Here is a 25,779-nt window from a genome sequence, read left to right as displayed (position 1 = left end):
AACGCTCTCTCCGTTCCCTCCCCCCTTGTGGGGGAGGGTCAGGGAGGGGGGCAGCCCCGGGCGCCGGCGTTTGTGGCCACCTCCTTCCCCAACCTTTCCCCACAAGGGAGAAGGGAGCCGGTCCGCTTGTGCCCACCTCACACGACATCGTCGCGGCCGCCTTGCAGAGTAACGACCCCTAATGACCCATCCCGGCGAACAGTTTTATCCCGAGGGCGTGCGCTGGGACGACACCATCGTCCAGGGCACGCTGCCTGATCTGCTGGCAAAAGCCGCCGCCGAGTACGGCCCGCGCACCGCGCTGGAATTCCGCGACCATCCGATTAGCTACACCGAACTCGCCGCGATGGCTGAGCGCGCAGCCGCCGCCTTCCTGCGCGCCGGCTACGGCAAGAACAGTTCGGTCGCGCTGTTCCTCGGCAATACGCCGGACCATCCCGTCAATTTCTTCGGCGCGCTGAAGGCCGGCGCCCGCGTCGCGCATCTCTCACCGCTCGACGGCGAGATCGCGCTGACGCACAAGGTCTCCGATTCCGGTTCGCGCCTGCTCGTCACCTCTAACCTGGCGGCGTTGCTGCCGACCGCGCTGAAATTCCTGGAGAAGGGCCTGATCGACCGCCTGGTGGTCTGCGAGGACGATAATTGGGGTAAGGTCGGCACGCCGCAGGCTGCGATCCCCAGCGATCCCCGCATCGTCACCTTCAAGGCCTTTGTCGAGGGCGCCACCGCGCCGGCAGAGTGGCGGCAAGTGAGCGCCGACGACGTCGCGCTGCTGCAATATACCGGTGGCACCACCGGCTTGCCCAAAGGCGCGATGCTGACCCACGGCAATCTCACCTCGGCCGTGTCGATCTACGACGTCTGGGGCAAGCCGTCGCGCGCGACGCGTGGCGACGTCGTCGAGCGCGTGATCTGCGTGCTGCCCCTGTTCCACATCTATGCGCTCACCGTCGTGCTGCTGTCCTCGCTCAGGCGCGGCAATCTGATCTCGCTGCATCAGCGTTTTGACGTCGAAGCGGTGATGCGCGACATCGAAATCAAGCGCGCAACCTACTTTCCCGGCGTGCCGACTATGTGGATCGCGATCGCAGCCCTTCCCGATCTCGACAAGCGCGATTTCTCCTCGCTGGCGACGATCGGCTCCGGGGGAGCGCCGCTGCCGGTGGAGATCGCGAGTTTCTTCGAGCGCAAAGTCGGCAAGAAGCTCCGCAGCGGCTGGGGCATGACCGAGACCTGCTCGCCCGGCACCGGCCATCCGCCCACAGGTCCCGATAAGCCCGGCTCGATCGGCCTGATGCTGCCCGGCATCGAGCTCGACGTCGTTTCCCTGGACGATCCCACGAAGGTGCTGCCGCCGGGCGAAGTCGGCGAGATTCGCATCAAGGGCCCGAACGTCACCAAAGGCTACTGGAATAAGCCCGAAGGATCCGCGGAGGCCTTCGTCGACGGCCGCTTCCTCACCGGCGACATCGGCTATGTTGATACCGACGGCTATTTCTTCCTGGTCGACCGCAAGAAGGACATGATCATCTCTGGCGGCTTCAACGTCTATCCGCAGATGATCGAGCAGGCGATCTATACCATACCAGGCGTGCACGAGGTGATCGTGCTCGGTATTCCCGACCAGTACCGCGGCGAGGCCGCCAAAGCCTTCATCAAGCTGAAGACGGATGCAAAGCCGTTCTCGCTCGACGAGCTGCGCGCTCAGCTCGCCGGCAAGCTCGGCAAGCACGAATTGCCAGCGGAGGTCGAATTCGTCCACGATCTGCCGCGCACGCCGGTCGGAAAGCTGTCGCGCCACGAATTGCGCCAGCGGCAGAAACCGTCACAATCCGCCCAACTTGCCACCCAACTTGCATCAGGAGATCGCTCTTGACCGACGCCGTCATCGTTTCCACCGCCCGCACCCCGATCGGGAAGGCCTATCGCGGCGCGCTCAACGCCACCGAGGGCGCAACCCTGCTCGGCCACGCCATCGGCGAGGCCGTCGCGCGCGCCAAGATCGACCCCAAGGAGGTCGAGGACGTCGTGATGGGCGCAGCACTCCAGCAGGGCGCGACCGGCGGCAACATCGCGCGCAAGGCGCTGCTCCGTGCCGGTCTCCCCGTCACCGTCGCCGGCACCACTATCGACCGGCAATGCGCCTCGGGCCTGCAGGCGATCGCGCTCGCCGCGCGTTCGGTGATCTTCGACGGTGTCGAGATCGCGGTCGGCGGCGGCGGCGAGTCCATCTCGCTGGTGCAGAACGACAAGATGAACGGCTTCCACGCGCAGGACCCGGCGCTGCTCGAGATCAAGGGCGAGGTCTACATGCCCATGATCGACACCGCCGAGATCGTCGCCAAGCGCTACGGCATCTCGCGCGAGAAGCAGGACGACTATTCGCTGGAGAGCCAGCGCCGCACCGCCGCGGCCCAGCAGGGCGGGAAGTTCAAGGACGAACTCGCGCCGATCACCACAAAGATGGCGGTGACCGACAAGGCCACCGGTGCAGTCTCGTTCAAGGACGTCACGCTGTCGCAGGACGAGGGCCCGCGCCCCGAGACCACCGCAGAAGGCCTCGCCGGCCTCAAGGCCGTGCGCGGTGAGGGATTTTCGGTCACCGCCGGCAATGCCAGCCAGCTTTCGGACGGGGCCAGCGCGAGCGTGATCATGAGCGACAAGGAAGCGGCGAAGCGCGGGCTCAACCCGCTCGGCATCTTCCGCGGATTCGTCTCCGCCGGCTGCGAGCCGGACGAGATGGGCATCGGCCCGGTATTCGCCGTGCCGCGCCTGCTCAAGCGTCATGGCCTGACCGTCGACGACATCGGCCTGTGGGAGCTGAACGAAGCTTTCGCGGTGCAGGTGCTGTATTGCCGCGACAAGCTCGGCATCGACCCCGACAAGATCAATGTCGACGGCGGCGCGATCGCGGTGGGCCATCCCTACGGCATGTCGGGCGCGCGCCTCACCGGCCACGCTCTGATTGAAGGCCGCCGCCGCAAGGCGAAGTACGCGGTCGTCACCATGTGCGTCGGCGGCGGCATGGGCGCGGCGGGGCTTTTCGAGGTGTTGCAGTAGCCGTCGTCCAGTAACCGTCGTCCCGGCGAAAGCCGGGACCCATACTCCGCAGCAGGAGTGTGGCACGCGAACAACAATGGCCTTCGCAAACCAACGAAGGCCGGTGGTTATGGGTCCCGGCCTTCGCCGGGACGACACATTCACAGGAGGATCCGATGGATCTCGCATTCACGAAAGAAGAGCAGGCGTTTCGCGAGGAAGTGCGGTCATTCTTCCGCGACAACGTGCCGCCGGATACGCGGCGCAAGCTGGTCGAGGGCCGCCACCTCTCGAAGGACGAGATGGTGACGTGGTGGCGCATCCTCAACAAGAAGGGCTGGGGCGTCAGCCACTGGCCCAAGCAATATGGCGGCACCGGCTGGACCTCCGTGCAGCACTATATCTTCAACGAGGAGCTGCAGTCCTATCCGGCGCCGCAGCCGCTCGCCTTCGGCGTCAGCATGGTGGGTCCCGTCATCTACACCTTCGGCAATGAAGAGCAGAAGAAGCAGTATCTGCCGCGCATCGCCAATGTCGACGACTGGTGGTGCCAGGGCTTCTCCGAGCCCGGCTCCGGCTCCGACCTCGCCTCGCTGAAGACGAAGGCCGAGCGCAAGGGCGACAAGTGGATCATCAACGGCCAGAAGACCTGGACCACGCTCGCCCAGCACGCCGACATGATCTTCTGCCTCTGCCGCACCGACCCGTCCGCCAAGAAGCAGATGGGCATCTCCTTCATCGTGTTCTCGATGAAGTCGAAGGGCGTCACGGTGCGCCCGATCCAGACCATCGACGGCGGCGCCGAGGTCAACGAGGTGTTCTTCGACGACGTCGAAGTGCCCATCGAGAACCTGATCGGCGAGGAGAACAAGGGCTGGGATTACGCGAAATTCCTGCTCGGCAATGAGCGCACCGGCATCGCGCGGGTCGGCGTCTCCAAGGAGCGGCTCCGCCGCATCCGCGATCTCGCCTCCAAGGTCGAATCCGGCGGCAAGCCGATCATTCAGGACGCGGCCTTCCGCGACAAGCTCGCGGCCTGCGAGATCGAGCTCAAGGCGCTCGAACTCACCCAGCTCCGCGTCGTCGCCGACGAAGGCAAGCACGGCAAAGGCAAGCCCAATCCGGCTTCCTCGGTGCTGAAGATCAAGGGCTCCGAGATCCAGCAGACCACCACCGAGCTGCTGATGGAGGTGATCGGCCCGTTCGCGGCACCCTATGACGTGCACGGCGACGACGGCTCGAACGAAGCCATGGACTGGACCGCCCAGATCGCGCCGAGCTATTTCAACAACCGCAAGGTCTCGATCTACGGCGGCTCCAACGAGATCCAGCGCAACATCATCGCCAAGGCGGTGCTGGGGCTTTGATCGTACACCATCAACACGCACTCACCGTCATGGCCGGGCCTGACCCGGCCATCCACGCCTAGCGCCACGAAAGAACGTGGATGCCCGGCACAAGACCGGGCATGACGAAATCGATACCGGAGAGCAAAGAACATGGATTTTGATCTGAACGAGGAGCAACGGCTTCTCAAGGAAAGCATCGACGGCCTGTTGAGCGATTCCTACGATTTCGAGAGCCGCAAGAAGTACATGAAGGAGAAGGGCGGCTGGAGCAAAGCGGTCTGGGGCAAGCTCGCCGAGCAGGGCCTGCTCGGTCTGCCCTTCGCGGAGGCCGATGGCGGCTTCGGCGGCGGCGGCGTCGAGACCATGATCGTGATGGAGGCGCTCGGCAAGGCACTGGTGCTCGAGCCTTACCTCGCAACCGTCGTGATCGGCGGCGGCTTCCTGCGCCATGCGGGCAGCGATGCGCAGAAGGCCGCGCATGTGCCCGGTATCGTAGACGGCAGCAAGACGCTCGCCTTTGCCCAGCTCGAGAAGAACTCGCGCTACGATCTCTTCGACGTCACCACGACGGCGAAGAAGAAGGGCGACGGTTGGGTCATCGACGGCGAGAAGTTCGTCGTGCTCAACGGCGAGAATGCAGATACCCTCATCGTCACCGCGCGCACCAGGGGCGAGCGCCGCGACAAGAGCGGCATCGGCGTGTTCCTGGTGCCGGCCGACGCCAAGGGCGTCGCCAAGAAGTCGTACCCGACCCAGGACGGCCTGCACGCCGCCGACATCACCTTCACCGGCGTCGAAATCGGTGCCGATGCGGCGCTCGGCAATCCCGACGACTCGCTCGCGCTGATCGAGCGTGTGGTCGACGAAGCCCGCATCGCGCTCTGCGCCGAAGCGGTCGGCCTGATGGATGAGTCGCTGAAGACCACGGTCGAGTACATCAAGACGCGCAAGCAGTTCGGGGTGCCGATCGGCTCGTTCCAGTCGCTGCAGCACCGCGCCTCTGACATGTTCGTCGCCACCGAGCAGGCGCGATCGATGTCGATGTTCGCGACCATGGCGGGCGATTTCCAGGATGCCAAGGAGCGCAGCAACGCTATTGCCGCGGCCAAGGTGCAGATCGGCAAGTCGCTGAAGTTCGTGGGACAGCAGGCGATCCAGCTCCACGGCGGCATCGGCATGACCATGGAGGCGAAGATCGGCCATTACTTCAAGCGCCTGACCATGATCGAGAACTCGTTCGGCGACACCGACTACCACCAGCGCCGCGTGGCGGACGGTGGCGGGTTGATCTAGCTACAAGGTCGCTGTCATCCCCCGCGCAGGCGGGGGATCCAGTACGCTGCGGCTTCTCGGTTCTAGCCGAGCCGTCTCTGGAATACTGGATCGCCCGGTCAAGCCGGGCGATGACGTCTGAATAAGCGGGCTCAACGGAGCAATAACAATGAAGAACACCCCGTTCGATCTCACCGGCAAGGTCGCCGTGGTCACCGGCTCCAGCCGCGGCATCGGCCGCTCCTCCGCCGAGCTGCTCGCAAAGCTCGGCGCCAAAGTGGTGGTCTCCTCGCGCAAGGCCGACGCCTGCAAGGCAGTCGCCGACGGCATCAAGGCGGCCGGCGGCGAGGCCACCGTCATCCCCTGCAACATCGCGCGCAAGCAGGAGGTCGAGGCGCTGATCGCGGGTGCGACCAAGCACTATGGCAAGATCGACATCCTCGTCTGCAACGCCGCGGTCAACCCGTATTACGGTCCGCTGCTCGACATCACCGACGAGGCCTTCGACAAGATCATGGGCTCGAACGTCAAGAGCAACATCTGGCTCTCCGCGCTGGCGATCCCGCAAATGGCGGAGCGCGGCAACGGCTCCGTCGTCATCATCTCCTCGATCGGGGGCTTGCGCGGTTCGACCGTGATCGGCGCCTACGGCATCTCGAAAGCCGCCGACTTCGCGCTGTGTCGTTCGCTCGCCGGCGAATGGGGCCCGAAAGGCGTCCGCGTCAACTGCATCGCGCCCGGCCTCGTCAAGACCGACTTCGCCCGCGCGCTGTGGGAAGACGAAGCGAATCTAAAGCGCCGCACCGCCACCACCCCGCTCCGCCGCATCGGCGAACCCGACGAAATCGCAGGCGCAGTGGCCTACCTCGCCTCCGACGCGTCGAGCTTCATGACCGGACAGACCATCGTCATCGACGGCGGCGTGACGACGGCGGCGGCGTAACTTCTGCTCTACTTGCAATGGTGCGCCGGGCGCGCTTCACTTATCCTCCGCTAGAGGAGAGGGGCGCTTCGTGTTGCCCAGAGCGCAACGCGAGGCGGGGTGGGGTGAAGCCGCAAAGGCGGTATCGCTTGCGTCGACGAGACGGCTGCTGCTCAGAATTCGAAGCACCAACTTCGCGGATAGTCTGTCACCCCGTCCCGGTTCGCGTTCCGCTTCGCTGCATGCGAGCCCACCCTGCCTCCAGGGGGAGGGTGGGAGGACAGCCGTCTTGACCTTCCCGCCCTAATCCGCTCCCTTTGGCGAAACACAATAGCCCCTCACCGGACAACGCCGGGAAAACGCCAAAGAAACCCCAAGGTTTGCTTCCATGTCTTTCGTCCTCGCCATCGACCAGGGCACCACCTCCTCGCGCGCGATCGTGTTTCGCGGCGACATTTCCATTGCGGCGAAGGCGCAGGCCGAGTTTCCGCAGCATTTCCCTGCCTCGGGTTGGGTCGAGCACGAGCCCGAGGACATCTGGACCTCGACCGTGACGGTCTGCCGCGACGCGATCGCGCAGGCCGGCATCGGCGCAAAGGACATCGCCGCGATCGGCATCACCAACCAGCGCGAGACCACCGTGGTGTGGGACCGCGCCACCGGGCAGGCCGTGCACCGCGCCATCGTCTGGCAGGACCGCCGCACCGCCGACATCTGCGCCAAGCTGAAAGCCGACGGCCGCGAGCCCGTGATCTCGCAGAAGACCGGCCTGATCATCGACCCCTATTTCTCCGGCACCAAGGTCGCCTGGATTCTCGACCACGTCCCCGGCGCACGGGCGCGCGCCGCGCGCGGCGAATTGATGTTCGGCACCGTCGATTGCTATCTGCTTTGGCGTCTCACCGGCGGCAAGGTCCACGCCACCGACGCCACCAACGCCTCGCGCACGCTGCTGTTCAACATCCACACCGGCCAGTGGGACGACGAACTGCTCGAGATCATCGGCGTGCCGCGCTCGATGCTGCCCGAGGTGAAGGATTCCTCCGCCCGTTTCGGCGAGAGCACGCCGGATTTGTTCGGCGGCGCCATTGCGATCTGCGGCATCGCCGGCGACCAGCAGGCCGCGACCATCGGCCAGGCCTGCTTCCGTCCGGGGATGATGAAATCGACTTACGGCACCGGCTGCTTCGCCCTGCTCAACACCGGCACCACGCCCGTGGCCTCGAAGAACAAGCTGCTCACCACCATCGCCTACCAGCTCGGGGGCAAGCGCACCTATGCGCTCGAAGGCTCGATCTTCGTCGCAGGTTCGGCAGTGCAGTGGCTGCGCGACGGCCTCGGCATCATCAAGCATGCCGCCGAGACCGGACCTCTCGCCGATCAGTCGGACTCCATGCAGAGCGTCTATCTCGTCCCGGCCTTCGTCGGCATGGGCGCGCCGTACTGGAATCCGCGCGTGCGCGGCGCCCTGTTCGGCCTCACCCGCAACACCGGCCCGGCCGAGCTTGCCCACGCCGCCCTGGAAAGCGTCTGCTACCAGACCTTTGATCTCTGGGCCGCAATGCGCGCCGACTGGCCGAGCTCGGAGGTGGCAAGCGTCGTGCTCCGCGTCGATGGCGGCATGACCGCATCCGACTGGACCATGCAGCGCCTCGCCGACCTGCTCGATGCGCCGGTCGATCGCCCCGTGATCCAGGAGACGACGGCACTTGGCGCCGCCTATCTTGCCGGCCTCGAGGCCGGCGTCTATCCCGAGCCGACCAAATTCGCCGATAACTGGCGGCTGGAGCACCGCTTCAAGCCCAACATGAGCCAGGCGACGCGCGAGCGGAAGCTTGCGGGATGGACAAGGGCGGTGAAGGGCGTGCTCGCGAGCGACGAGGGCGAATAACGGGCGCGCACGACGCGCCAAACAACAACAAACGGGAGAAACGACAATGAACACGGATCTCAACCGGGTCGTCCAAAAGCTCTGCGGTGCCGCGATCTGCGCCGCGCTGCTCACCTCGACCTCCCTCGCGCGTGAGAAGCCGGACCCGCTCGGAAGCGCGCGTCAGGTCAAGACCGACGTCGCCGGTCTCAATGCTCCCGCGCAGATTCTGGTCGATGTCTGGGGCATCCCCCACATCTATGCAGACAATGAGCACGACCTGTTTTTCCTGCAGGGCTTCAACGCCGCGCGCGACCGGCTCTGGCAGATCGATCTCTGGCGCAAGCGCGGACTTGGTCTGCTGGCTAAGGATTTCGGCCCGGCCTATGCCGAACAGGACAAGGCGCTGCGGCTCTTTCTCTATCGCGGCGATATGAATGCGGAATGGGCGGCTTACGGCCCCAAGGGGAGGACCTATGCGGAGGCATTCGTCGCCGGGGTCAACGCCTATGTCGCCGATGTGCGCGCGGGCAAGCGCCCGCTGCCGATCGAATTCAGGATCGCCGGTACCAGGCCGGATCCGTGGACGGCGGACGACATCGTCCGCATCCGCAGCCACGGCCTGACGCGCAATGTCGCCTCCGAGGTCAAGCGCTCGTTGGTCGCCTGTGCGGCCGGCCTCGATGCCGATCGGTTTCGCGTCAAGCTCGAGCCGGCCTGGACGACGAAGATTCCCGATGGTCTCGATCCCTGCAGCGTGCCGAAGGCGGTGCTGGCGCCTTACGATCTGGCAACGCGTCCGGTCGCCTTTGCCGCGCCGAAAGATCGCCAGGCCGCACTCGCGCACGATCCCGACAAGTACCTCACCGAGGCCGACCAGCAACGCGACACCATCGGCTCCAACAATTGGGTGATCGCGGCGTCGCGGACCGCGACGGGACGGCCGATCCTCGCCAACGATCCGCATCGCGAGCACAGCGTGCCGTCGCTGCGCTACATCGTCGGCCTCAATGCGCCCGGCCTCTCCGTGATCGGTGCGGGCGAGCCGGCGCTGCCCGGCATCTCAATCGGCCACAACGGCACCATCGCCTTCGGTCTCACCATCTTCAACGTCGACCAGGAAGACCTCTACGTCTACGAGCTCAATCCGGAGAATCCCAACCAGTACCGCTATGGCACTGGCTGGGAGGACATGCGCATCGTCCACGAGAAAGAGCAGGTGAAAGGCGAGAGCGATCGCGATCTCGAGCTGAAATTCACCCGGCATGGTCCGGTGATCTATGTCGATGACGCCAACAAGCGCGCCTTCGCCGTGCGCTCGATCTGGTTCGAGCCCGGCACCTCGGCCTATTTCGGCTCCTCCGACTACATGACCGCGAAGGACTGGAACGGATTCCTCGGCGCAATGCGGCGCTGGGGCGCGCCGTCGGAGAATCAGGTCTATGCGGACACCAAGGGCAATATCGGCTGGGTCGCCGCCGGCAAGACGCCGCGGCGCGCCAACTATGATGGCCTGATGCCGGTGCCCGGCGACGGCCGCTACGAATGGCAGGGTTTTCTCTCGCTCGACGAACTGCCCAAGGCCTATCAGCCCAAGCAGGGCTTTCTCGCCACCGCCAACCAGATGAACCTGCCGGCGGATTATCCCGTCAGCGAGCGCAAGGTCGGCTTCGAATGGGCGGACAGTGCGCGCTGGCAGCGTATCACCGAGGTCCTGAAGGCCAACAGCAAGGTGACGCTGGCCGATGCCATGGATCTGCAGAACGACGACACCACGATGCTGGGCCGGCGGCTGGTCAAGCTGTTGCAGCCGCTCACTTCGGACGATGCCAACGTGAAGAAGGGCCTCGAACTGCTCAAGCCCTGGAATGCCCGTGATGCCGCCGACAGTGCCGCTGCTGCGGTGTTCGAGGTCTGGATCGCCAATCATCTTGGACCGGTACTGTTGAAGACCACGGCGCCCAAGGCCGCCGACCTGATCGCGCCCGAGGCGTCGAGCATTTCGGCGCTTGTTGCCTTCTTGGAATCTCCAGACGCGTCGTTTGGCTCCGATCCCGCCGCCGCGCGCGACCAGATCCTGCGCGACAGCCTCGGCGCCGCGGTGGCCGATGTGACGGCCAAGCTCGGGGCCGATTCCTCAACCTGGCGCTGGGGCCGCCTGCACGTCGCAAAATTCGACCATGCTCTGATGCCGCTTGCCGACAAGGCGACGGCCGCTCAGCTCTCGGTCGGTCCGCTGGCCTACGGCGGCGCGGCCAATGTGCCGCGCGCGGCCACCTACCGCCGCACCGATTATCAGCTGTTCGCCGGCGCCTCGTTCCGCATGGTGCTCGACGTCGGCAATTGGGATGCGAGCCGCACCATCAACACGCCGGGCCAGTCGGGCGATCCCTTCAGCGGCCACTATCGCGACCTCGCGCCGCTGTGGGCGACCGGCCAGTATGTGCCGCTGCTCTACAGCCGCGCTGCGGTCGAAGCGGCGGCGGCGGAGGCGATCACGCTGACGCCGCGGTGAATGAGGCGTATCCACAAACTCCGCCGTCGTCCTGGCGAAAGCCAGGACGACCCGGAATGTGTGGCCGGCGCTCAGCTTCAAAGGGACGCATCCCATGATCCTCCCCGACGGCTATTCCGACATCCCCGCCGGCAAGATCGCCGCCGTCGTTACCCATCTCGAGATGACCGCGCGCCCCGCGCGCCGCGCCGATCCGCCCGGCGCTCCATCAGGTCTTTGGACCCTGCGCAAGGTCGATACCCCCGCGCTTCATTGGTATCGCGACCTCCATCGCCGCGTCGGCGAGGAGTGGTTGTGGTTTTCGCGGGCGCGCATGAACGATGCCGAGCTCGCTGCCGTCATCCATGCGCCGGGCGTCGAGGTCTATACGCTTGTCGTGGACGGCCGCGATGAAGGCCTGCTGGAGCTGGACTTTCGCGAGGCCGGCCAGTGCGAGCTGGTGTATTTCGGCGTCACCGCAAAACTGATCGGCAGTGGTGCCGCCCGCTTCATGATGAACCATGCACTTGAAATCGCATGGTCACGCGATTTGTCCCGCGTCTGGGTGCACACCTGCACCTTCGATCATCCGTCGGCCGTTGCGTTCTATCAGCGCTTCGGCTTCCGCCCGTTCCGCCGCCAGATTGAGATCGCCGACGATCCGCGGCTCGATGGCACGGTGCCGCGGACGGCGGCGAGGCATATGCCGATCATCGGATAGTGCAGAGCTGCCTCCTACCCGTCATTGCAAGGAGCCCTTGCGACGAAGCAATCCAGTCTGTTTCCGCCGAGAGATACCGGATTGCTTCTCTGCGCTCGCAATGACGGAGCGTGGCACCGTCGTCCCTTTTCATTCGGGCTACGCGCTCCAGATCATGCGAAGCTCGCTAGCTGTTGAAATTCACCGCATTGGTGTTGGCGCCACAAACCAGTACCGCGACCCGCTCGCCGGGTGAGGGGCGATAGCGACCGGAGAGCAAGGCGGCAAATGCGGCGGCGCCGCCGGGCTCGGCCACCAGGCGCAGGCTCGACCACAAGGCCGACTGCGCCTGCTTGATCGCGTCGTCGGCGACCAGGACGACCCGCTCGACATGGGCCCGCGCAATCGGAAACATCAATTGTCCGACACGTCGCGGGGCGAGACTATCGGCGGCGATGCCGCCCGCCGGCGCATCGATCGGCGCGCCTGCCGCGAAGGCGGCGTGAAGCGTTGGCGACTGCTCCGGCTCGACCGCGACGATGCGCGTCCTGCCGGCACTCCAGGCCGCCATGCCACCGATCAGGCCGCCGCCGCCGACTGCAACCAGCACCGTGTCAATGCCCGGTGCATCCTGCTCCAGCTCCATTCCGACACTGCCCTGACCGAGCAAGGTCTCGACCTGGTCGTAGGCATGCACCGCCATGGCGCCGGTCTGCGCGACATGGGTTTCGCTTGCGGCGAGCGCGTCGGCATAGCGGCTGCCCGCAATCACGAGTTTCGCGCCATAGCCTCTGATACGCTCGGCTTTGGCCGGCGAGGTGATCTCGGGCACGAAAATCGTGGCCGGGATGCCGAGCCGCTGCGCCGCATACGCCACCGCCGCGCCGTGATTGCCGCCCGATGCGGCGACGACACCGGCTTCCGGCAGCCGGCGCAACAGCAGGTTGGCGAAGGCACCCCGCGCCTTGAACGATCCGGAATGCTGCAGCATCTCGAGCTTGAACGTGACGGGAGAAGCCGGCAGGCCAAAATCGGCGAGATCGGCCTCAACGAGCGGCGTGCGCCGTATGTGCGGACGGATGACGGCCTCGGTCGCCGCGATCCGCTCCCGATTGATGTCCATTGTTGCTGTCATGATGCCGTCCTTGATAACGCATCCGGCAGCCGCTGTCGCGGCGCCGTTGCATGCAGCGCAATGCTCCACTTCCATGATTTTGCTTGCGCCACTGCGGCCTTGCCGTGGAAACTGATCGGCCCTGCCTCGTCCAAAAGCCAGAGAAGAGCGCAAAACCATGTTCCTGATCGGCCAATATGATTCCCCCTTCGTCCGCCGCGTCGCGATTGCGCTGCGGCTTTACGGCCTCGCCTTCGAGCACAGGCCGTGGTCGACCTTCGGCGACGCCGACAAGATCGCGCCCTATAATCCGCTGCGCCGCGTGCCGACGCTGGTGCTCGACGACGGCGAGGCGCTGATCGAGAGCACGTTCATCCTCGATTATCTCGACGAGCTCGCCGGGCCGGAGAAGGCGATGCTGCCGCGCTCCGGCGCCGAGCGCCGGCGTCACTTGCGCATCTGCGCGCTCGCGTCCGGCCTCGGCGACAAGGCCGTGAGCCTGCTCTACGAACGCGTGCTGCGGAAGGAGCAGCTTACGCTGTGGGTCGAGCGCTGCCAGGCGCAGATCGCGGACGTGCTGAAAGCGCTGGAGGCCGAGCGCGCCAAGGTGACCACGCCGTACTGGCTGGGTGACCGCATCGGCCACGCCGATATTGTGGTCGCCTGCGTCGTCCGCTTCACCCGCGAGGCCCATCCGCAGTTGTTCGAGCCGTCGCGCTATCCGGCGCTGTCGGCGCATGCCGATGCGTGCGAGGCGCTGGCGCCGTTCAAGGAGATCGTGCAGCCCCTGGCACCGCCGAAGGGGTGATCGCCGCTATGCGAACCCGACCTTGATCAGGATCGTCAGGAAGAGGCCGCCGACAACCGCGCAGACCGCGGCACCGATCAGCGGCCCCAGCGCGCCTCCCCGGCTTGCAGGCTCCAGCACGGCTTGTTCGGGCTGGTCCGGATCGTAGTAGACCTGGACGCTCTTCCCAGGCCGATATTTCGCCGCGGCCTCTTCGGCGACCTCGCGCAGGCCGGAGATCATGGTGCCGTTCCAATCGACTTCGGTGCCGATGAAGTCGCGCTTGCCGACCCTGTAGGCGTAGCGCAGGTCGACCTGATAGCGGTGGACGAGCTTTGAAGTCGTTGGTCGATTGTCGTGCTCGGTCTTCTCCTCGACGATTTCCTCGATCACGTCGCAATGGGTGACCCTGCCCGACGCGGTCGGCCAGCGCAGGCTGGCGCTCGCCAGCCGGCGCGTCCGGACATAATCGGCGGCGAGGAACACCCCGCCCACGAGCACGATGATCGGCACCGCGAACGCGAACAGCGGGACGCCCTTGTCGGCGTAGAGCACGTGGCCCGCGAACGAATGCGCGGTCAGGGTGGCGGCGATGACGCCGAACACCATTGTGAACGCCACCAGGGCCGCGACGTTCTGCGCGGCGGCAGGCTCCAGCAGCGCCTCTGTCGGTTGCTTCGGATCGACATGGACCTCGACATGGGCGCCGACCGGATAGCGTCCGGTCAGTTTTGCGGCCAGGACCCTCGTCGTGATGACGGTGCCGCTGACAAAGATCTTGTCGCCTTCCAGCTCCTGGCCGCCGGCCTGATAGCGATAGCGGATGATGGGCTTGGCGTCGTTCCGATCGTCCGAGGAATGCGCCGTCGGCTGGTCGACCCGGGAGACCGTGATGATGCCCTCCACCTTGTCCCAGCTCCGCGCCGCCACCATCCGGCCCCGCATGCGGACCAGGTTGAACAGCGTCAATCCAAACAGCAGCACGGCGATGCCGGCGGCAATCTGTGTCCACATCAATTGTTGGGCGTTCAGCATCCGATTCCCCTGCGCTTCGGCGGCGACCGCCATTGGTCGCGGCGAACGCGCTTTGCGTTCGATGCTGTGCGTTGCCCCAGCACATGCCAGGCATAGCTTCACCAATGTCGTCCTGGCGAAAGCCAGGACCCATTGCCCCAGCGGGTCATTTGGCGAAGATTGGTCGTTCGGTATTGCCTGCGATGACCACCAATGGATCACCCGGTATGGATGGCTTTCGCCAGGACGACAGCGAACGTGTGGCACGCGCCGTGATGGCGACTGGCGAGGGAGTATCAAACGGGCACGGTCGGCGATGATGGAATGTTACAGGTGTTTTGCCCGACGCCGCAAGCGATTTCGGTAATATCGAAAAAATCATTCGGTAGCGCCGAAAAAATTATCGAGCTTTTTCAACCCCATGCCTACTGTGCATGGGGTTGATTTTTCATTTTCTGTTTGGAGGGCGCCTAACCCGCGCCCGCGCGCTTCTTCTGCCAGACCAGGTGCACCGCGCAGGTGCAGCCCGGCGGATGCGACGCAAGCTCCTTCGACGTCTCGTCGTTCGCCGGCGTTGCCGTGAACGCCCCCTTGTCGCTCGCACCCTCTCGCGTCGGGATGTAGTTCAGAATCGGCGCGAGCCAGCGCTCGGTCTCGGCGACGCTCATGCCCTTGCGCGCAGCATAATCCTCGACCTGATCGCGCTCGATCTTGCCGACTCCGAAATAATAGCTCTCTGGATTGGCGAGATAGAGCCCCGACACGGAGGAGCCCGGCCACATCGCATAGCTCTCGGTCAGCTTCACGCCGGCGGTGTTCTCGGCATCGAGCAGCTCGAACAGCGTGGCCTTCTCGGTGTGATCGGGTTGCGCGGGATAGCCGGGGGCGGGACGGATGCCCTGATACTTTTCGAGGATCAACTCGTCGGTCGAGAGCGCCTCGTCCGGCGCATAGGCCCAGAACTCGCGGCGGACGCGGGCATGCATGCGCTCGGCGAAGGCTTCGGCCAGGCGGTCGGCCAGCGCCTTGCACAGGATCGACGAGTAGTCGTCATTGGCCATCTTGAACCGGTCGGCGACCACATCCTCGCCGATGCCGGCGGTGACGACGAAGCCGCCGACATAATCGGGCACGCCGGTGTTGGCGGGCGCGACGAAGTCGGACAGCGCCGCGTTGAAACGGCCCTCGCGCTTCTCGAGCTGCTGGCGCAGCGTGTGCAGCGTCGCGATCGTCCTGGTCCGGCTCTCGTCGGCATAGAGCACGATGTCGTCGCCCTGCGCATTGGCCGGCCAGAAGCCGACGGTGGCGCGCGCGCGGAACCATTTCTCCTTGACGATCAGGTCGAGCATCTTGCGCGCGTCGTCGTAGAGCGAGCGCGCAACTTCGCCGACCTTGGCGTCGTCGAGGATGGCAGGGAAGCGCCCGGCGAGCTCCCAGGTCTGGAAGAACGGCGTCCAGTCGATATAGGGCACCAGCTCGGCGAGATCGTAGTCGTCAAAGCTTCGGGTGCCGAGGAAGGTCGGCTTCACCGGCTTGTTCGCGGTGAAGTCGACCGGCACGCGGTTGGCGCGGGCGGTCGCCAGCTTCAGCCGCTTCTTGTCGGCCTGGGCGCGCATATGGGCGTCCGAGATCTTTGCGTATTCGGCGCGGACTTCGGCGGCATAGGCCTCGCGCCTCTCGGGCGACAGCAGCGCCGACGCAACACCGACGGCGCGGCTGGCGTCGTTGACATGCACCACGGGGCCTGCGCGATAGCTCGGGTCGATCTTGACCGCGGTATGCACGCGGCTCGTGGTGGCGCCGCCGATCAAGAGCGGCAGCTTGAGGCCTTCGCGCTGCAATTCTGCGGCGAAGAACGCCATCTCGTCGAGCGAGGGTGTGATCAGGCCGGACAGCCCGACGATGTCGGCCTTCTCCGCCTTCACCGTCTCGACGATCTTGGCCGCGGGCACCATCACGCCGAGGTCGATGACCTCGTAATTGTTGCACTGGAGCACGATGCCGACGATGTTCTTGCCGATGTCGTGGACGTCGCCCTTGACGGTCGCGAGCACGATCTTGCCGGCGGACGAGGAGCCTTCCGTGCCGATGCCGTTGGCGAGATTGCGCGCCTTCTCCTCCTCCATGAACGGCATCAGCCAGGCGACAGCCTGCTTCATCACGCGGGCCGACTTCACCACCTGCGGCAGGAACATCTTGCCGTCACCGAAGAGATCGCCGACCACATTCATGCCGGCCATCAGCGGTCCCTCGATCACGTCGAGCGGGCGCTTCGAAGCCTTGCGGGCCTCTTCGGTATCCTGCTCGATGAACTCGGTGATGCCGTGCACCAGCGAATGCGACAGCCGCTTCGCCACCGGCCATTCGCGCCAGGCGAGATCGGCTTCCTTGGTCTGAGTCTTGTTGCCGCGGAATCTTTCCGCAAGCGCCAGCAGACGCTCGGACGCACCGGGGTCACGGTTGAGGATGACGTCCTCGCACACCTGGCGCAATTCGGGATCGATATCGTCATAGACGATCATCTGCCCGGCATTGACGATGCCCATGTCCATGCCGGCCTTGATGGCGTGATACAGGAACACCGAGTGCATGGCCTCGCGCACCGGCTCGTTGCCGCGGAACGAGAACGACAAATTGGACACACCACCAGAAATGTGCGCGCCCGGCAGATTCTTGCGGATCCAGCGCGTCGCTTCGATGAAGTCGACGCCGTAATTGTTGTGCTCCTCGATGCCGGTTGCGATCGCGAAAATATTGGGATCGAAGATGATGTCTTCCGGCGGGAAGCCGACGCGGTTCACCAGGATGTCGTAGGCGCGCTTGCAGATCTCGGTCTTGCGGGCGAACGTGTCGGCCTGGCCGACCTCGTCGAACGCCATCACCACGACAGCCGCGCCGTGACGGCGGGCGATCTTGGCCTCGTGAATGAACTTGTCCTCGCCTTCCTTCATCGAGATCGAGTTGACGACCGGCTTGCCCTGCACGCATTTCAGGCCGGCCTCGATCACGGAGAATTTCGAGCTGTCGACCATTACGGGGACGCGGGCAATGTCGGGCTCGGCGGCGACGAGGTTGAGGAAGGTCACCATCGCCGCTTCCGAGTCCAGAAGACCCTCGTCCATGTTGACGTCGATGATCTGCGCGCCGTTCTCGACCTGGTCGCGCGCGACCTGCAGCGCGGCGGTGTAGTCGCCGGCGGTGACCAGCTTGCGGAAGCGGGCGGAGCCGGTGACGTTGGTGCGCTCGCCGACGTTCACGAAGGGAATGGCGTCGGTCAGGATGAACGGCTCGAGGCCGGAGAGCCGCAAGCGAGGTTCGATCTCCGGCACGATGCGCGGCTTGTGCGGCGCGACCGCAGCCGCAATCGCCGCGATATGGTCCGGCGTGGTGCCGCAGCAACCGCCGACGATGTTGACGAGGCCATCGCGCGCGAACTCGCCGACCAGGCGGGCCATGTATTCCGGGGTCTCGTCATACTGGCCGAACTCGTTGGGCAGGCCGGCATTGGGATAGGCGCAAACAAGCGTGTCGGCGACGCGGCCGATATCGGCGATATGCGCGCGCAGATCTTCCGCGCCGAGCGCGCAGTTGAAGCCGATGGTGACGGGCTTGGCGTGCTGGACCGAATGCCAGAACGCTTCCGGCAACTGGCCGGACAGCAGGCGGCCGGACTTGTCGGTGATGGTGCCCGACACCATCACGGGCATGTCGATGCCACGTTCTTCCGTGATCTCGGCGATCGCGTACAGCGCCGCCTTGGCGTTCAGCGTGTCGAAGATGGTCTCGACCAGCAGCAGATCGACGCCGCCGTCGAGCATGCCGTTGATCTGCTCGCCATAGGATTTGCGCAGGTCGTCGAACGTGACGGCGCGGTAGCCGGGATTGGACACGTCGGGCGAGATCGAGGCGGTGCGGTTGGTCGGTCCGATGGCGCCGGCGACGAAGCGCGGCTTGCCGTCCTCGGCCTCGACGCGGCGTGCGGCGTTGCCGGCGAGGCGGGCGCCTTCTCGCGCCATCTCGTAGACGATGTCGGCGAGATCGTAATCGGCCTGGGCAATCGAGGTCGTGGAGAAGGTGTTGGTCGCGACGATGTCGGCGCCGGCGCGCAAGTAAGCGGCGTGGATGTCCTCGATCGCCTGCGGTTGGGTCAGGATCAAGAGGTCGTTGTTGCCGCGCAAATCGCGATGGAAGTTCTTGAATCGCTCGCCGCGGAAGGCGGCCTCGTCGAACTGGAGATTCTGGATCATCGTGCCCATGGCGCCGTCGAGCACGAGAATGCGCTCGCGCGCGGCGTTGAGCAGGGCGGTTCGCTTGGGAGAGGTGGATACGGTCATGGTGTCTTAAGCCGCCTTCTGCGCGCTCTTGGCGCGGATGCCGAGCAAATGGCTGATCGCGAACACGAGATCGGCGCGGTTCATGGTGTAGAAATGGAAGGTGTCGACGCCGTGCTTGGCCAGCTTCTGCACCTGGCCGGCCGCGACGGTCGCCGCCACCAGCTTGCGGGTCTCGGCGTCTTCGTCGAGCCCCTCGAATTTCGCGGCGAACCAGTCCGGCACGGAGGTGCCGGCGCGGGTGACGAAGGCTCTCGCCTGCTTGAAATTATGCATGGGCATGATGCCCGGCACGATCGGGATGTTGATCCCGCGCGCGCGCACGCGGTCGAGATAGCGGAAATAGAGGTCGTTATCGAAGAACACCTGCGTGATCGCGCGGGTCGCACCTGCATCGACCTTGGCCTGCAGCGTGTCGATGTCATCGTCGAAGTCGCGCGCCTCGGGATGCTTCTCAGGGTACGCCGAGACCGACACCTCGATATCGCCGTGCCGCTTCTTGATGCCGGCGACGAGGTCGGCGGAGCTCTGGTAGCCATCGGGATGGCTGGAATAGGCCGTGCCGATGCCGCCCGGGGGATCGCCGCGCAAGGCCACGATGTGGCGGACGCCGACCTCGTGATAGCGGTCGACGATCTCGTCGATCTCCCCGCGGGAGGCGCCGACGCAGGTCAGATGCGCGGCCGGCAGCAGCGCGGTTTCTTTCAGGATGCGCGAGATGGTCGCGTGGGTCCGCTCACGGGTCGAGCCGCCGGCGCCATAGGTCACCGAGACGAATTTCGGGTCGAGCGGGGCCAGCCGGTTGATGGTGTCCCAGAGATTGCGCTCCATATCTTCGGTCTTGGGCGGAAAGAACTCGAAGGAAATCGCAGGCCGCTTCAGGTACCCGTCTTGCCCGCCGGTGTGGGCAGGCATTGTCGCGTCAGTCATGGGCACCACTCACTCTCCAAGGGCGCGCCGGGTCGTTGGCGGCCGGCGGTCAGGTCTAGATTGCGAAAGGCCAAGATAAGCCAAAGCGGCCGCATCCGACAGCCCATCGGTAATGGGAAGTGGCCCACTTTGGCGGTGTTGGCATAAAATATTCGGTGATTTAGAATCGAAGTGGGAAGCTCGGTTTGGTATAAAAAGATAAATATATCAGCCAAGTAGGGAGAACTTGCGGATTAACTGGCGCAATATATTTAGTGGGCAATATGAAACTCATGTTGCCAGATTGATTATTGTCCCAACGCCGCGGCGCGGGTCCGGAGCGCGCGGGCCCTGGCCTGCACGTCAGATCTGCGCGCCCTCCCATTGCCGCCGCGCTGCCCTCCACTACGTTAGCGCGCCATGATCCCGCTCTCAGTCCTCGACCTCTCCGTCGTCACCACCGGCACAAAGCCCGCCGCGGCGCTGCGCAACAGCATCGACCTGGCGCGCCATGTCGATGGGCTCGGCTATGTCCGCTATTGGCTCGCCGAGCATCACAACCTCGCCTCCGTCGCGAGCCCGGCGCCCGACGTGATGATCGGGCAGATCGCGGCGGTGACCAAGCACATCCGCGTCGGCTCCGGTGGCGTGATGCTGCCCAATCACGCGCCGCTGGTCGTGGCCGAGCGCTTCAAGATGCTGGAGGCGCTGTTTCCGGGCCGCATCGATCTCGGCCTCGGCCGCGCCCCTGGCACCGACGGCGCCACGGCCTATGCGCTGCGCAGCCGGCTCGACCGTCGCGAAGGCGACGATTTCCTCGAGCGGCTGCACGAATTGATCCTGTGGCAGACCCGGGAATTCCCCTCGGGCCATCCCTATCACAACGTCGTTGCGATGCCCGACGATACGCCGTTGCCGCCGATCTGGCTGCTCGGCTCCAGCGATTATTCGTCGGAGCTCGCCGCGCAAATCGGCATGGGGTTCGCATTCGCCCATCATTTTGCGTCCCACGATGCGATCGATGCGATGGTGCATTATCGCAATCGTTTTCAGCCCTCGGCCTGGAGTGCGAGCCCGCGCGCGATCCTCGCGGTCGCCGTCATTGCGGCCGACACGGATGACGAAGCCGAAAAGCTCGCCGCGTCTTTCGACCTCAACCGCCTGCGCCGGGACCGCGGCCAGTATCTTCCGTTGCCGAGCGTCGAAGAGGCGCTGGCCTATCCCTATACCGACTCGGAGCGCGCCTCGATGCGGCGCAACCGTTCCCGTCTGTTCGTCGGCAGCCGGGCAACCGTGCAGAAGACGCTGCAGCCGTTGATCGATGCGAGCAAGCCGGACGAGTTGATGGTGATTACCGCCGTGTACGATCACGGGGCACGAAAGAAATCATATTCGCTGCTGGCGGAGGCGTTCGGGCTTAAGGCGGTCGGATAAGGCTCTGGTGCTCCGGCTCGCGCTCCGCGCGTCCGGGACACGAATCTATTCCATCGTCGCGCGGAACGGGTGCCCCGGATACACGCCAACGATGCGGAATTCGCGTGAGAAGAATTTCAGCTCCTCGATCGCGAAAGCGAGGCCCTTGTCCTCGGGGTGGCCGTCGACGTCGGCATAAAACTGCGTGGCGAAGAAATTGCCGTCGACCATATAGCTCTCGAGCTTGGTCATGTTGACGCCGTTGGTGGCAAAGCCACCGAGCGCCTTGTAGAGCGCGGCGGGCAAATTGCGCACCCGGAACACAAAAGTCGTGACCAACGGACCGGAGCCCTGTGCGGCCCATTTCGGTTCGCGCGCGAGCACCACGAAGCGCGTGGTGTTGTGGGCCTCGTCCTCGATGTCCTCCGCGAGGATGTCGAGGCCGTAGATCTGCGCGGCGAGGCGCGAGGCGATCGCGGCGACGGACTTGTCGTTACGCTCGGAAATGTCGCGGGCGCTGCCGGCGGTGTCGGCGTGCACGATTGGCTTGATGCCAAGCTTGCGAATGATGCGCCGGCATTGGCCGAGCGCGTGCACGTGGCTCTCGACGCTCTTGATGTCCTCGAGCCTGGTCCCCTTCACCGCCATCAGCTGATGCCGGACCGGCAGAAACCATTCGCCGATGATGAAGAGGCCGGAGGCCGGCAGCAAATGATGGATGTCGGCGACGCGGCCTGCGACCGAATTCTCGATCGGAATCATGCCGAGATCGGCTTCGCCCGACGAGATCGCCGACAAGGCGTCCTCGAAGGTGGCGCAGGGCATCGGCTCGGCGTCGGGATAGGCCTCGACGATGGCGATGTGCGAATTGGCCCCAGGCTCGCCCTGGAATGCGATTTTCAGCTTGCTCATGCTCGGCCTTGTAACAGCGGCTCAGGATTTGGAAAGGATGCTGCGGGCGGTTTCCAGGTCCGCCGGCGTGTCGACCCCGCGGGGCACGGTATCGACAATGGTGAAGTCGATGCGCATTCCGGCCTCGAGCGCCCGGAGCTGCTCGAGCTTCTCCTGCAATTCCAGCGGCGACGGCGGAAGCCGGACGTAGCGCTCCAGCGCGGCACGGCGATAGGCATAGAGACCGATATGGTGGTAGCGCGGTCCGTCGCCGGTCGGCGCGGTTGCGCGGGTGAAATAAAGTGCGCGCATGCGTCTGCCGCCGAGCGAGGTTCCGATCGCCTTCACGACGCTCGGCGCGAGGTCCTCCTCCTCGGTGTGGATCTGCGACGCCAGCGTTGCGATATCCACGGCGGGGTCTTGCAGCGGCGGCAACACCTCGCGGATGTTGTCGATCGTGATGGTCGGGAAATCGCCCTGCAGATTGACCACGATCTCGGCTTTGCCGTCCGGATCGAGCTTCTGCATGGCCTCGTGGATGCGGTCGGAGCCGGACGGATGCTCCGGGCGGGTCATCACGGCCTCGCCACCATGGGCGGTCACGACGGATGCGATCTCCGCGGTGTCGGTTGCGACCGCGACCCGGCCTATCCCGGCCGCTTCGGCACGGCGCATCACGTGCACGATCATCGGCTGCCCCGCGATATCGGCTAGCGGCTTGCCGGGCAGGCGGGTGGCGGCCATGCGGGCCGGAATCAGCACCAGGATGCGGGGATCGATCATCGGTTCAAGGGCCTGGAAACGGGGCGTTTTCCGCGCCGGGAAATGGGGTGGGGACGGGGGTGAAGCCCGCTCGCTTATACGGGTTGCCAGACCCCGGGCAAACCGATATCTCAATGGCAAAACTCGGGGAAACAGTAAGGAACGTTGATTCCCCGAGGCTCGTCCTGGCGGCCGCACTGGGCCGCTCGATCCTTCTTGCGGTGTGGGGCCTGGCCGGAAATGGACTCTTTCGAACTGAACAAGATTCTCGGTGCCGTGCTCGGCACCTGTCTCCTTCTGCTGGTGACGAGCTTCACCGCCAGTGCGCTGTTCTCGCCCAAGATGCCGGAGAAGCCGGGCTTCGAGATCGCCGTGAAGGAAGACGCCGGCCATGGCAAGGAAGGCGGCGCTGCCGCCGCGGCTGCCGAGCCGATCGAAAAGCTGCTCCAGACCGCCTCGGTCGAGAAGGGCGCCGCCGCTGCCAAGAAGTGCGGCGCTTGCCACACCTTCGAGAAGGGCGGCCCGAACCGTGTCGGTCCGAACCTCTATGGCGTCGTCGGCGACCATGTTGGCGAGGGCCGCGGCGGCTTCAACTTCTCGGCCGCGATGAAGGCCAAGGGCGGCACCTGGGACTTCGATGCGCTCAACAAGTTCATCGCGAATCCCAAGGCAGCTGTCCCGGGCACCGCGATGGGCTTTGCTGGCATCCCGAAGGATAGCGAGCGTGCCGACGTGATCGCTTACCTGAACAGTCTCTCCGACAGCCCGAAGCCGCTGCCGACCGCGGCGAAGTAAGGCCTATCGACTTCGATCTTAGTACGCGGCCAGGCTGAAAAGCCTGGCCGTTTGCTTATCCGGGCCTCGCGGCGTTGTTATCGGGGCGTTTGGCCGCAGCGATCGGCCAGCTGGCCCTCCAAGATGAGGAAAAAGCAACATATTCCGTCGAAACCTCGCCTATATTGGGAACTTAAAGGAGTAGCCTCCTTCAAGACAGGAATGTTGATTTGGCCCTTACCCGACGCGATCTCCTGCTCACCGGCACTGCTGCCGCAACGCTCCCCGCCCTTGGTTCCGTAGGGGGCCTTTCCGGCGTCGGCGTGGCACACGCGCAATCCGCCAACGAGCCCACCTGGCGGCACGCGCTGTCGCTGTTCGGACAGATCAAATACCCGGCGGATTTCAAGCGCTTCGACTACGTCAATCCGGAAGCGCTCAAGGGCGGCGTCGCGCGCCAGATCGCCGTCGGCACATTCGACAATTTCAACATCGTCGTCTCCGGTGTGAAGGGGCAAGTCGCCGGTGCCGTGGCGTTCATCTACGAATCCCTCACGACGGCCTCGCTTGACGAAGTCTCGACCGAGTACGGCGCGCTGGCCGAGGCCGTCAGCCATCCGGATGATTTCTCCTTCGTGACTTACCGCTTGCGGCCGCAAGCCAAATGGCACGACGGCAAGCCGGTAACCGCGGATGACGTGATCTTCTCGCTCGATTCCTTCAAGAAGCACCACCCGCAGTACTCGGCCTATTACAGCCATGTGACGAAAGCCGAGAAGGTCGGCGAGCGCGAGGTAAAATTCGTGTTCGACGCGCCGGGCAACCGCGAACTGCCGCAGATCGTCGGGCAGCTCACGGTCCTGCCGAAGCATTGGTGGGAGGGCACGGATGCGCAGGGCCGCAAGCGCGATGTCTCCGCCACCACGCTTGAAGTGCCTCTAGGTTCCGGCCCCTATCGGGTCAAGGAATTCGTTGCCGGGCGGTCGATCGCGCTGGAGCGCGTCAAGGATTACTGGGGGCGCGACCTCGCCGCCAATGTGGGCCGCAATAATTTCGACGAGCTGCGCTATGAGTATTTCCGCGACGCCACCGTGGCGATTGAGGCATTCAAGGCCGATCAGGTCGATTGGCGCACCGAGAACAGCGCGAAGAACTGGGCGACAGCCTATGATTTCCCGGCCGTCACCGAAAAACGCGTGATCCTCGAGGAGTTCGCCAATCGCAGCTCGGGCGTCATGCAGGCCTTCGTGCCGAACCTGCGCCGCGCCAAGTTTAAGGATCCGCGCGTGCGACGCGCGCTCAATTACGCGTTCGACTTTGAGGAGATGAACAAGCAGATCTTCTACGGCCAGTACAAGCGCATCAGCAGTTATTTCGACGGCATCGATGAGCTGATGGCGACCGGGTTGCCGCAGGGCAAGGAGCTCGAGATCCTCGAGACAGTCCGCGCCGAGGTCCCGCCCGAAGTCTTCACCACGGCCTACACGAACCCGGTCGGCGGCAGTCCGGAAGCCGTTCGCGACAATCTGCGCGAGGCGCTGCGCCTGTTCAAGGAAGCTGGCTACGAGGTGCGCGAGCGCAAGCTGATCGACGTCAAGACCGGCGCCCAGTTCTCCCTTGAATTGCTGAACTCGGATCCAAGCTTCGAGCGGATCACGCTGTTCTACAAGCCGTCGCTGGAACGGCTCGGCATTGCTGTCAGCGTGCGGACGGTGGATCCCACTCAGTACGAGAACAGGACGCGCGAGTGGGATTTCGACATCGTCACTAACTCCTGGGGCGAGTCGCAGTCGCCGGGTAACGAGCAGCGCGAATTCTGGTCCTCGAAGACGGCTGACATCGCCGGTTCACGCAACATCACCGGCATCAAGAATCCGGCGGTCGACAAGCTGATCGAGCGGGTGATCTACGCCAAGGGTCGCGACGATCTCGTCGCGGCAACCAAGGCACTCGACCGCGTGCTGCTGTGGAATCACTACGTCGTACCGCAGTGGACTTATACGAAGGTGCGCACCGCGCGCTGGGATCGGTTCGGCCGGCCGGCGGAATTACCCAAATACGGTCAGTCCGGCTTCCCGTTCATTTGGTGGTACGACGCGGACAAGGCGGCGCGGATCGCAAAGAAGTCGTGAAGGGCA

The 25,779-nt window shown here is 64.9% G+C and carries 18 protein-coding genes; 12 read left to right on the top strand and 6 right to left on the bottom strand.

Annotation, left to right across the window (positions count from 1 at the left end):
* Positions 1 to 181 precede the first annotated feature (181 nt).
* The 8 genes from pimA to RX329_RS39005 all read left to right on the top strand — a co-directional run bounded on the left by pimA (position 182) and on the right by RX329_RS39005 (position 11,667).
* Positions 182 to 1,876, top strand: coding sequence for a dicarboxylate--CoA ligase PimA (gene pimA, locus RX329_RS39040; RefSeq protein WP_085361632.1), 1,695 nt, complete (start codon positions 182 to 184; stop codon positions 1,874 to 1,876).
* Complete coding sequence (locus RX329_RS39035; protein ID WP_085351713.1) at positions 1,873 to 3,060, top strand: acetyl-CoA C-acyltransferase; 1,188 nt, start codon at positions 1,873 to 1,875, stop codon at positions 3,058 to 3,060. Before pimA ends, RX329_RS39035 begins: the two co-directional genes overlap by 4 nt.
* A 155-nt stretch (positions 3,061 to 3,215) precedes the next feature.
* Positions 3,216 to 4,406, top strand: coding sequence for a pimeloyl-CoA dehydrogenase large subunit (gene pimC, locus RX329_RS39030; protein WP_018454712.1), 1,191 nt, complete (start codon positions 3,216 to 3,218; stop codon positions 4,404 to 4,406).
* Between the two features lie 132 nt (positions 4,407 to 4,538).
* A complete protein-coding gene (gene pimD / locus RX329_RS39025) occupies positions 4,539 to 5,681 on the top strand; it encodes a pimeloyl-CoA dehydrogenase small subunit (RefSeq protein ID WP_085361631.1) in 1,143 nt (380 codons plus the stop codon).
* Positions 5,682 to 5,829: 148 nt separating this feature from the next.
* Positions 5,830 to 6,603 carry an SDR family NAD(P)-dependent oxidoreductase gene (locus tag RX329_RS39020; protein ID WP_085361630.1) on the top strand — a complete coding sequence of 258 codons (774 nt, stop codon included), beginning with the start codon at positions 5,830 to 5,832 and terminating at the stop codon, positions 6,601 to 6,603.
* Between the two features lie 367 nt (positions 6,604 to 6,970).
* Positions 6,971 to 8,473 carry a glycerol kinase GlpK gene (glpK, locus tag RX329_RS39015; RefSeq protein WP_018454709.1) on the top strand — a complete coding sequence of 501 codons (1,503 nt, stop codon included), beginning with the start codon at positions 6,971 to 6,973 and terminating at the stop codon, positions 8,471 to 8,473.
* A gap of 46 nt (positions 8,474 to 8,519) precedes the next feature.
* The gene (locus RX329_RS39010) at positions 8,520 to 10,967 is read left to right on the top strand and encodes a penicillin acylase family protein (protein ID WP_085361629.1); all 2,448 of its coding nucleotides are present in this window, start codon (positions 8,520 to 8,522) and stop codon (positions 10,965 to 10,967) included.
* A gap of 94 nt (positions 10,968 to 11,061) precedes the next feature.
* Positions 11,062 to 11,667 (top strand): GNAT family N-acetyltransferase, encoded by a 606-nt coding sequence (locus RX329_RS39005; RefSeq protein WP_085361676.1) that lies wholly within the window; start codon positions 11,062 to 11,064, stop codon positions 11,665 to 11,667.
* Positions 11,668 to 11,833: 166 nt separating this feature from the next.
* Here the strand turns inward: RX329_RS39005 and RX329_RS39000 are convergent, their stop codons facing one another.
* Positions 11,834 to 12,781: a threonine/serine dehydratase gene (locus RX329_RS39000; RefSeq protein WP_085385090.1), complete on the bottom strand. Its 948-nt coding sequence runs from the start codon at positions 12,779 to 12,781 to the stop codon at positions 11,834 to 11,836.
* 157 nt (positions 12,782 to 12,938) lie between these two features.
* Here RX329_RS39000 and RX329_RS38995 point away from each other — a divergent pair, with 157 nt between their 5' ends.
* Entirely contained in the window at positions 12,939 to 13,568 is a 630-nt protein-coding gene (locus tag RX329_RS38995) for a glutathione S-transferase family protein (RefSeq protein WP_085361627.1), read from the top strand.
* Between the two features lie 6 nt (positions 13,569 to 13,574).
* Here the strand turns inward: RX329_RS38995 and RX329_RS38990 are convergent, their stop codons facing one another.
* The 3 genes from RX329_RS38990 to metF all read right to left on the bottom strand — a co-directional run bounded on the left by RX329_RS38990 (position 13,575) and on the right by metF (position 19,822).
* Entirely contained in the window at positions 13,575 to 14,582 is a 1,008-nt protein-coding gene (locus RX329_RS38990) for a DUF3592 domain-containing protein (protein WP_085351836.1), read from the bottom strand.
* Between the two features lie 449 nt (positions 14,583 to 15,031).
* The gene (gene metH, locus RX329_RS38985) at positions 15,032 to 18,895 is read right to left on the bottom strand and encodes a methionine synthase (RefSeq protein WP_085361626.1); all 3,864 of its coding nucleotides are present in this window, start codon (positions 18,893 to 18,895) and stop codon (positions 15,032 to 15,034) included.
* Between the two features lie 6 nt (positions 18,896 to 18,901).
* Positions 18,902 to 19,822, bottom strand: a complete 921-nt coding sequence (metF, locus tag RX329_RS38980) for a methylenetetrahydrofolate reductase [NAD(P)H] (RefSeq protein ID WP_085351721.1) — start codon at positions 19,820 to 19,822, stop codon at positions 18,902 to 18,904.
* A 399-nt stretch (positions 19,823 to 20,221) separates the two neighbouring features.
* Here metF and RX329_RS38975 point away from each other — a divergent pair, with 399 nt between their 5' ends.
* The gene (locus RX329_RS38975) at positions 20,222 to 21,235 is read left to right on the top strand and encodes an LLM class flavin-dependent oxidoreductase (protein ID WP_085351722.1); all 1,014 of its coding nucleotides are present in this window, start codon (positions 20,222 to 20,224) and stop codon (positions 21,233 to 21,235) included.
* 45 nt (positions 21,236 to 21,280) lie between these two features.
* Here the strand turns inward: RX329_RS38975 and RX329_RS38970 are convergent, their stop codons facing one another.
* Positions 21,281 to 22,126, bottom strand: coding sequence for a prephenate dehydratase (locus tag RX329_RS38970; RefSeq protein WP_085351723.1), 846 nt, complete (start codon positions 22,124 to 22,126; stop codon positions 21,281 to 21,283).
* Positions 22,127 to 22,147: 21 nt separating this feature from the next.
* Complete coding sequence (locus RX329_RS38965) at positions 22,148 to 22,888, bottom strand: 3-deoxy-manno-octulosonate cytidylyltransferase (RefSeq protein ID WP_018454699.1); 741 nt, start codon at positions 22,886 to 22,888, stop codon at positions 22,148 to 22,150.
* Between the two features lie 219 nt (positions 22,889 to 23,107).
* Between RX329_RS38965 and RX329_RS38960 the strand changes: the two genes are divergently transcribed.
* Both RX329_RS38960 and RX329_RS38955 read left to right on the top strand, forming a co-directional pair.
* Positions 23,108 to 23,662 (top strand): c-type cytochrome, encoded by a 555-nt coding sequence (locus RX329_RS38960; RefSeq protein WP_018454698.1) that lies wholly within the window; start codon positions 23,108 to 23,110, stop codon positions 23,660 to 23,662.
* Positions 23,663 to 23,871: 209 nt separating this feature from the next.
* The gene (locus RX329_RS38955; protein ID WP_085351724.1) at positions 23,872 to 25,773 is read left to right on the top strand and encodes an extracellular solute-binding protein; all 1,902 of its coding nucleotides are present in this window, start codon (positions 23,872 to 23,874) and stop codon (positions 25,771 to 25,773) included.
* Positions 25,774 to 25,779: the final 6 nt, after the last annotated feature.

The organism is Bradyrhizobium sp. BWC-3-1 (assembly GCF_032917965.1).
GTDB classification, from domain to species: Bacteria; Pseudomonadota; Alphaproteobacteria; order Rhizobiales; family Xanthobacteraceae; genus Bradyrhizobium; species Bradyrhizobium canariense_D.
Note: the sequence above shows the minus strand (reverse complement) of the source record. Positions and strands in the feature narration are given on the sequence as shown.

What these genes read in the sequence shown, in the direction of transcription:
- pimA (WP_085361632.1), top strand. Translation starts at nt 182, where the DNA reads ATGACCCATCCCGGCGAACAGTTTTATCCCGAGGGCGTGCGCTGGGAC.
- pimC (WP_018454712.1), top strand. Translation starts at nt 3,216, where the DNA reads ATGGATCTCGCATTCACGAAAGAAGAGCAGGCGTTTCGCGAGGAAGTG.
- pimD (WP_085361631.1), top strand. Translation starts at nt 4,539, where the DNA reads ATGGATTTTGATCTGAACGAGGAGCAACGGCTTCTCAAGGAAAGCATC.
- RX329_RS39020 (WP_085361630.1), top strand. Translation starts at nt 5,830, where the DNA reads ATGAAGAACACCCCGTTCGATCTCACCGGCAAGGTCGCCGTGGTCACC.
- glpK (WP_018454709.1), top strand. Translation starts at nt 6,971, where the DNA reads ATGTCTTTCGTCCTCGCCATCGACCAGGGCACCACCTCCTCGCGCGCG.
- RX329_RS39010 (WP_085361629.1), top strand. Translation starts at nt 8,520, where the DNA reads ATGAACACGGATCTCAACCGGGTCGTCCAAAAGCTCTGCGGTGCCGCG.
- RX329_RS39005 (WP_085361676.1), top strand. Translation starts at nt 11,062, where the DNA reads ATGATCCTCCCCGACGGCTATTCCGACATCCCCGCCGGCAAGATCGCC.
- RX329_RS39000 (WP_085385090.1), bottom strand. Translation starts at nt 12,781, where the DNA reads ATGACAGCAACAATGGACATCAATCGGGAGCGGATCGCGGCGACCGAG.
- RX329_RS38995 (WP_085361627.1), top strand. Translation starts at nt 12,939, where the DNA reads ATGTTCCTGATCGGCCAATATGATTCCCCCTTCGTCCGCCGCGTCGCG.
- RX329_RS38990 (WP_085351836.1), bottom strand. Translation starts at nt 14,582, where the DNA reads ATGCTGAACGCCCAACAATTGATGTGGACACAGATTGCCGCCGGCATC.
- metH (WP_085361626.1), bottom strand. Translation starts at nt 18,895, where the DNA reads ATGACCGTATCCACCTCTCCCAAGCGAACCGCCCTGCTCAACGCCGCG.
- metF (WP_085351721.1), bottom strand. Translation starts at nt 19,822, where the DNA reads ATGACTGACGCGACAATGCCTGCCCACACCGGCGGGCAAGACGGGTAC.
- RX329_RS38975 (WP_085351722.1), top strand. Translation starts at nt 20,222, where the DNA reads ATGATCCCGCTCTCAGTCCTCGACCTCTCCGTCGTCACCACCGGCACA.
- RX329_RS38970 (WP_085351723.1), bottom strand. Translation starts at nt 22,126, where the DNA reads ATGAGCAAGCTGAAAATCGCATTCCAGGGCGAGCCTGGGGCCAATTCG.
- RX329_RS38965 (WP_018454699.1), bottom strand. Translation starts at nt 22,888, where the DNA reads ATGATCGATCCCCGCATCCTGGTGCTGATTCCGGCCCGCATGGCCGCC.
- RX329_RS38960 (WP_018454698.1), top strand. Translation starts at nt 23,108, where the DNA reads ATGGACTCTTTCGAACTGAACAAGATTCTCGGTGCCGTGCTCGGCACC.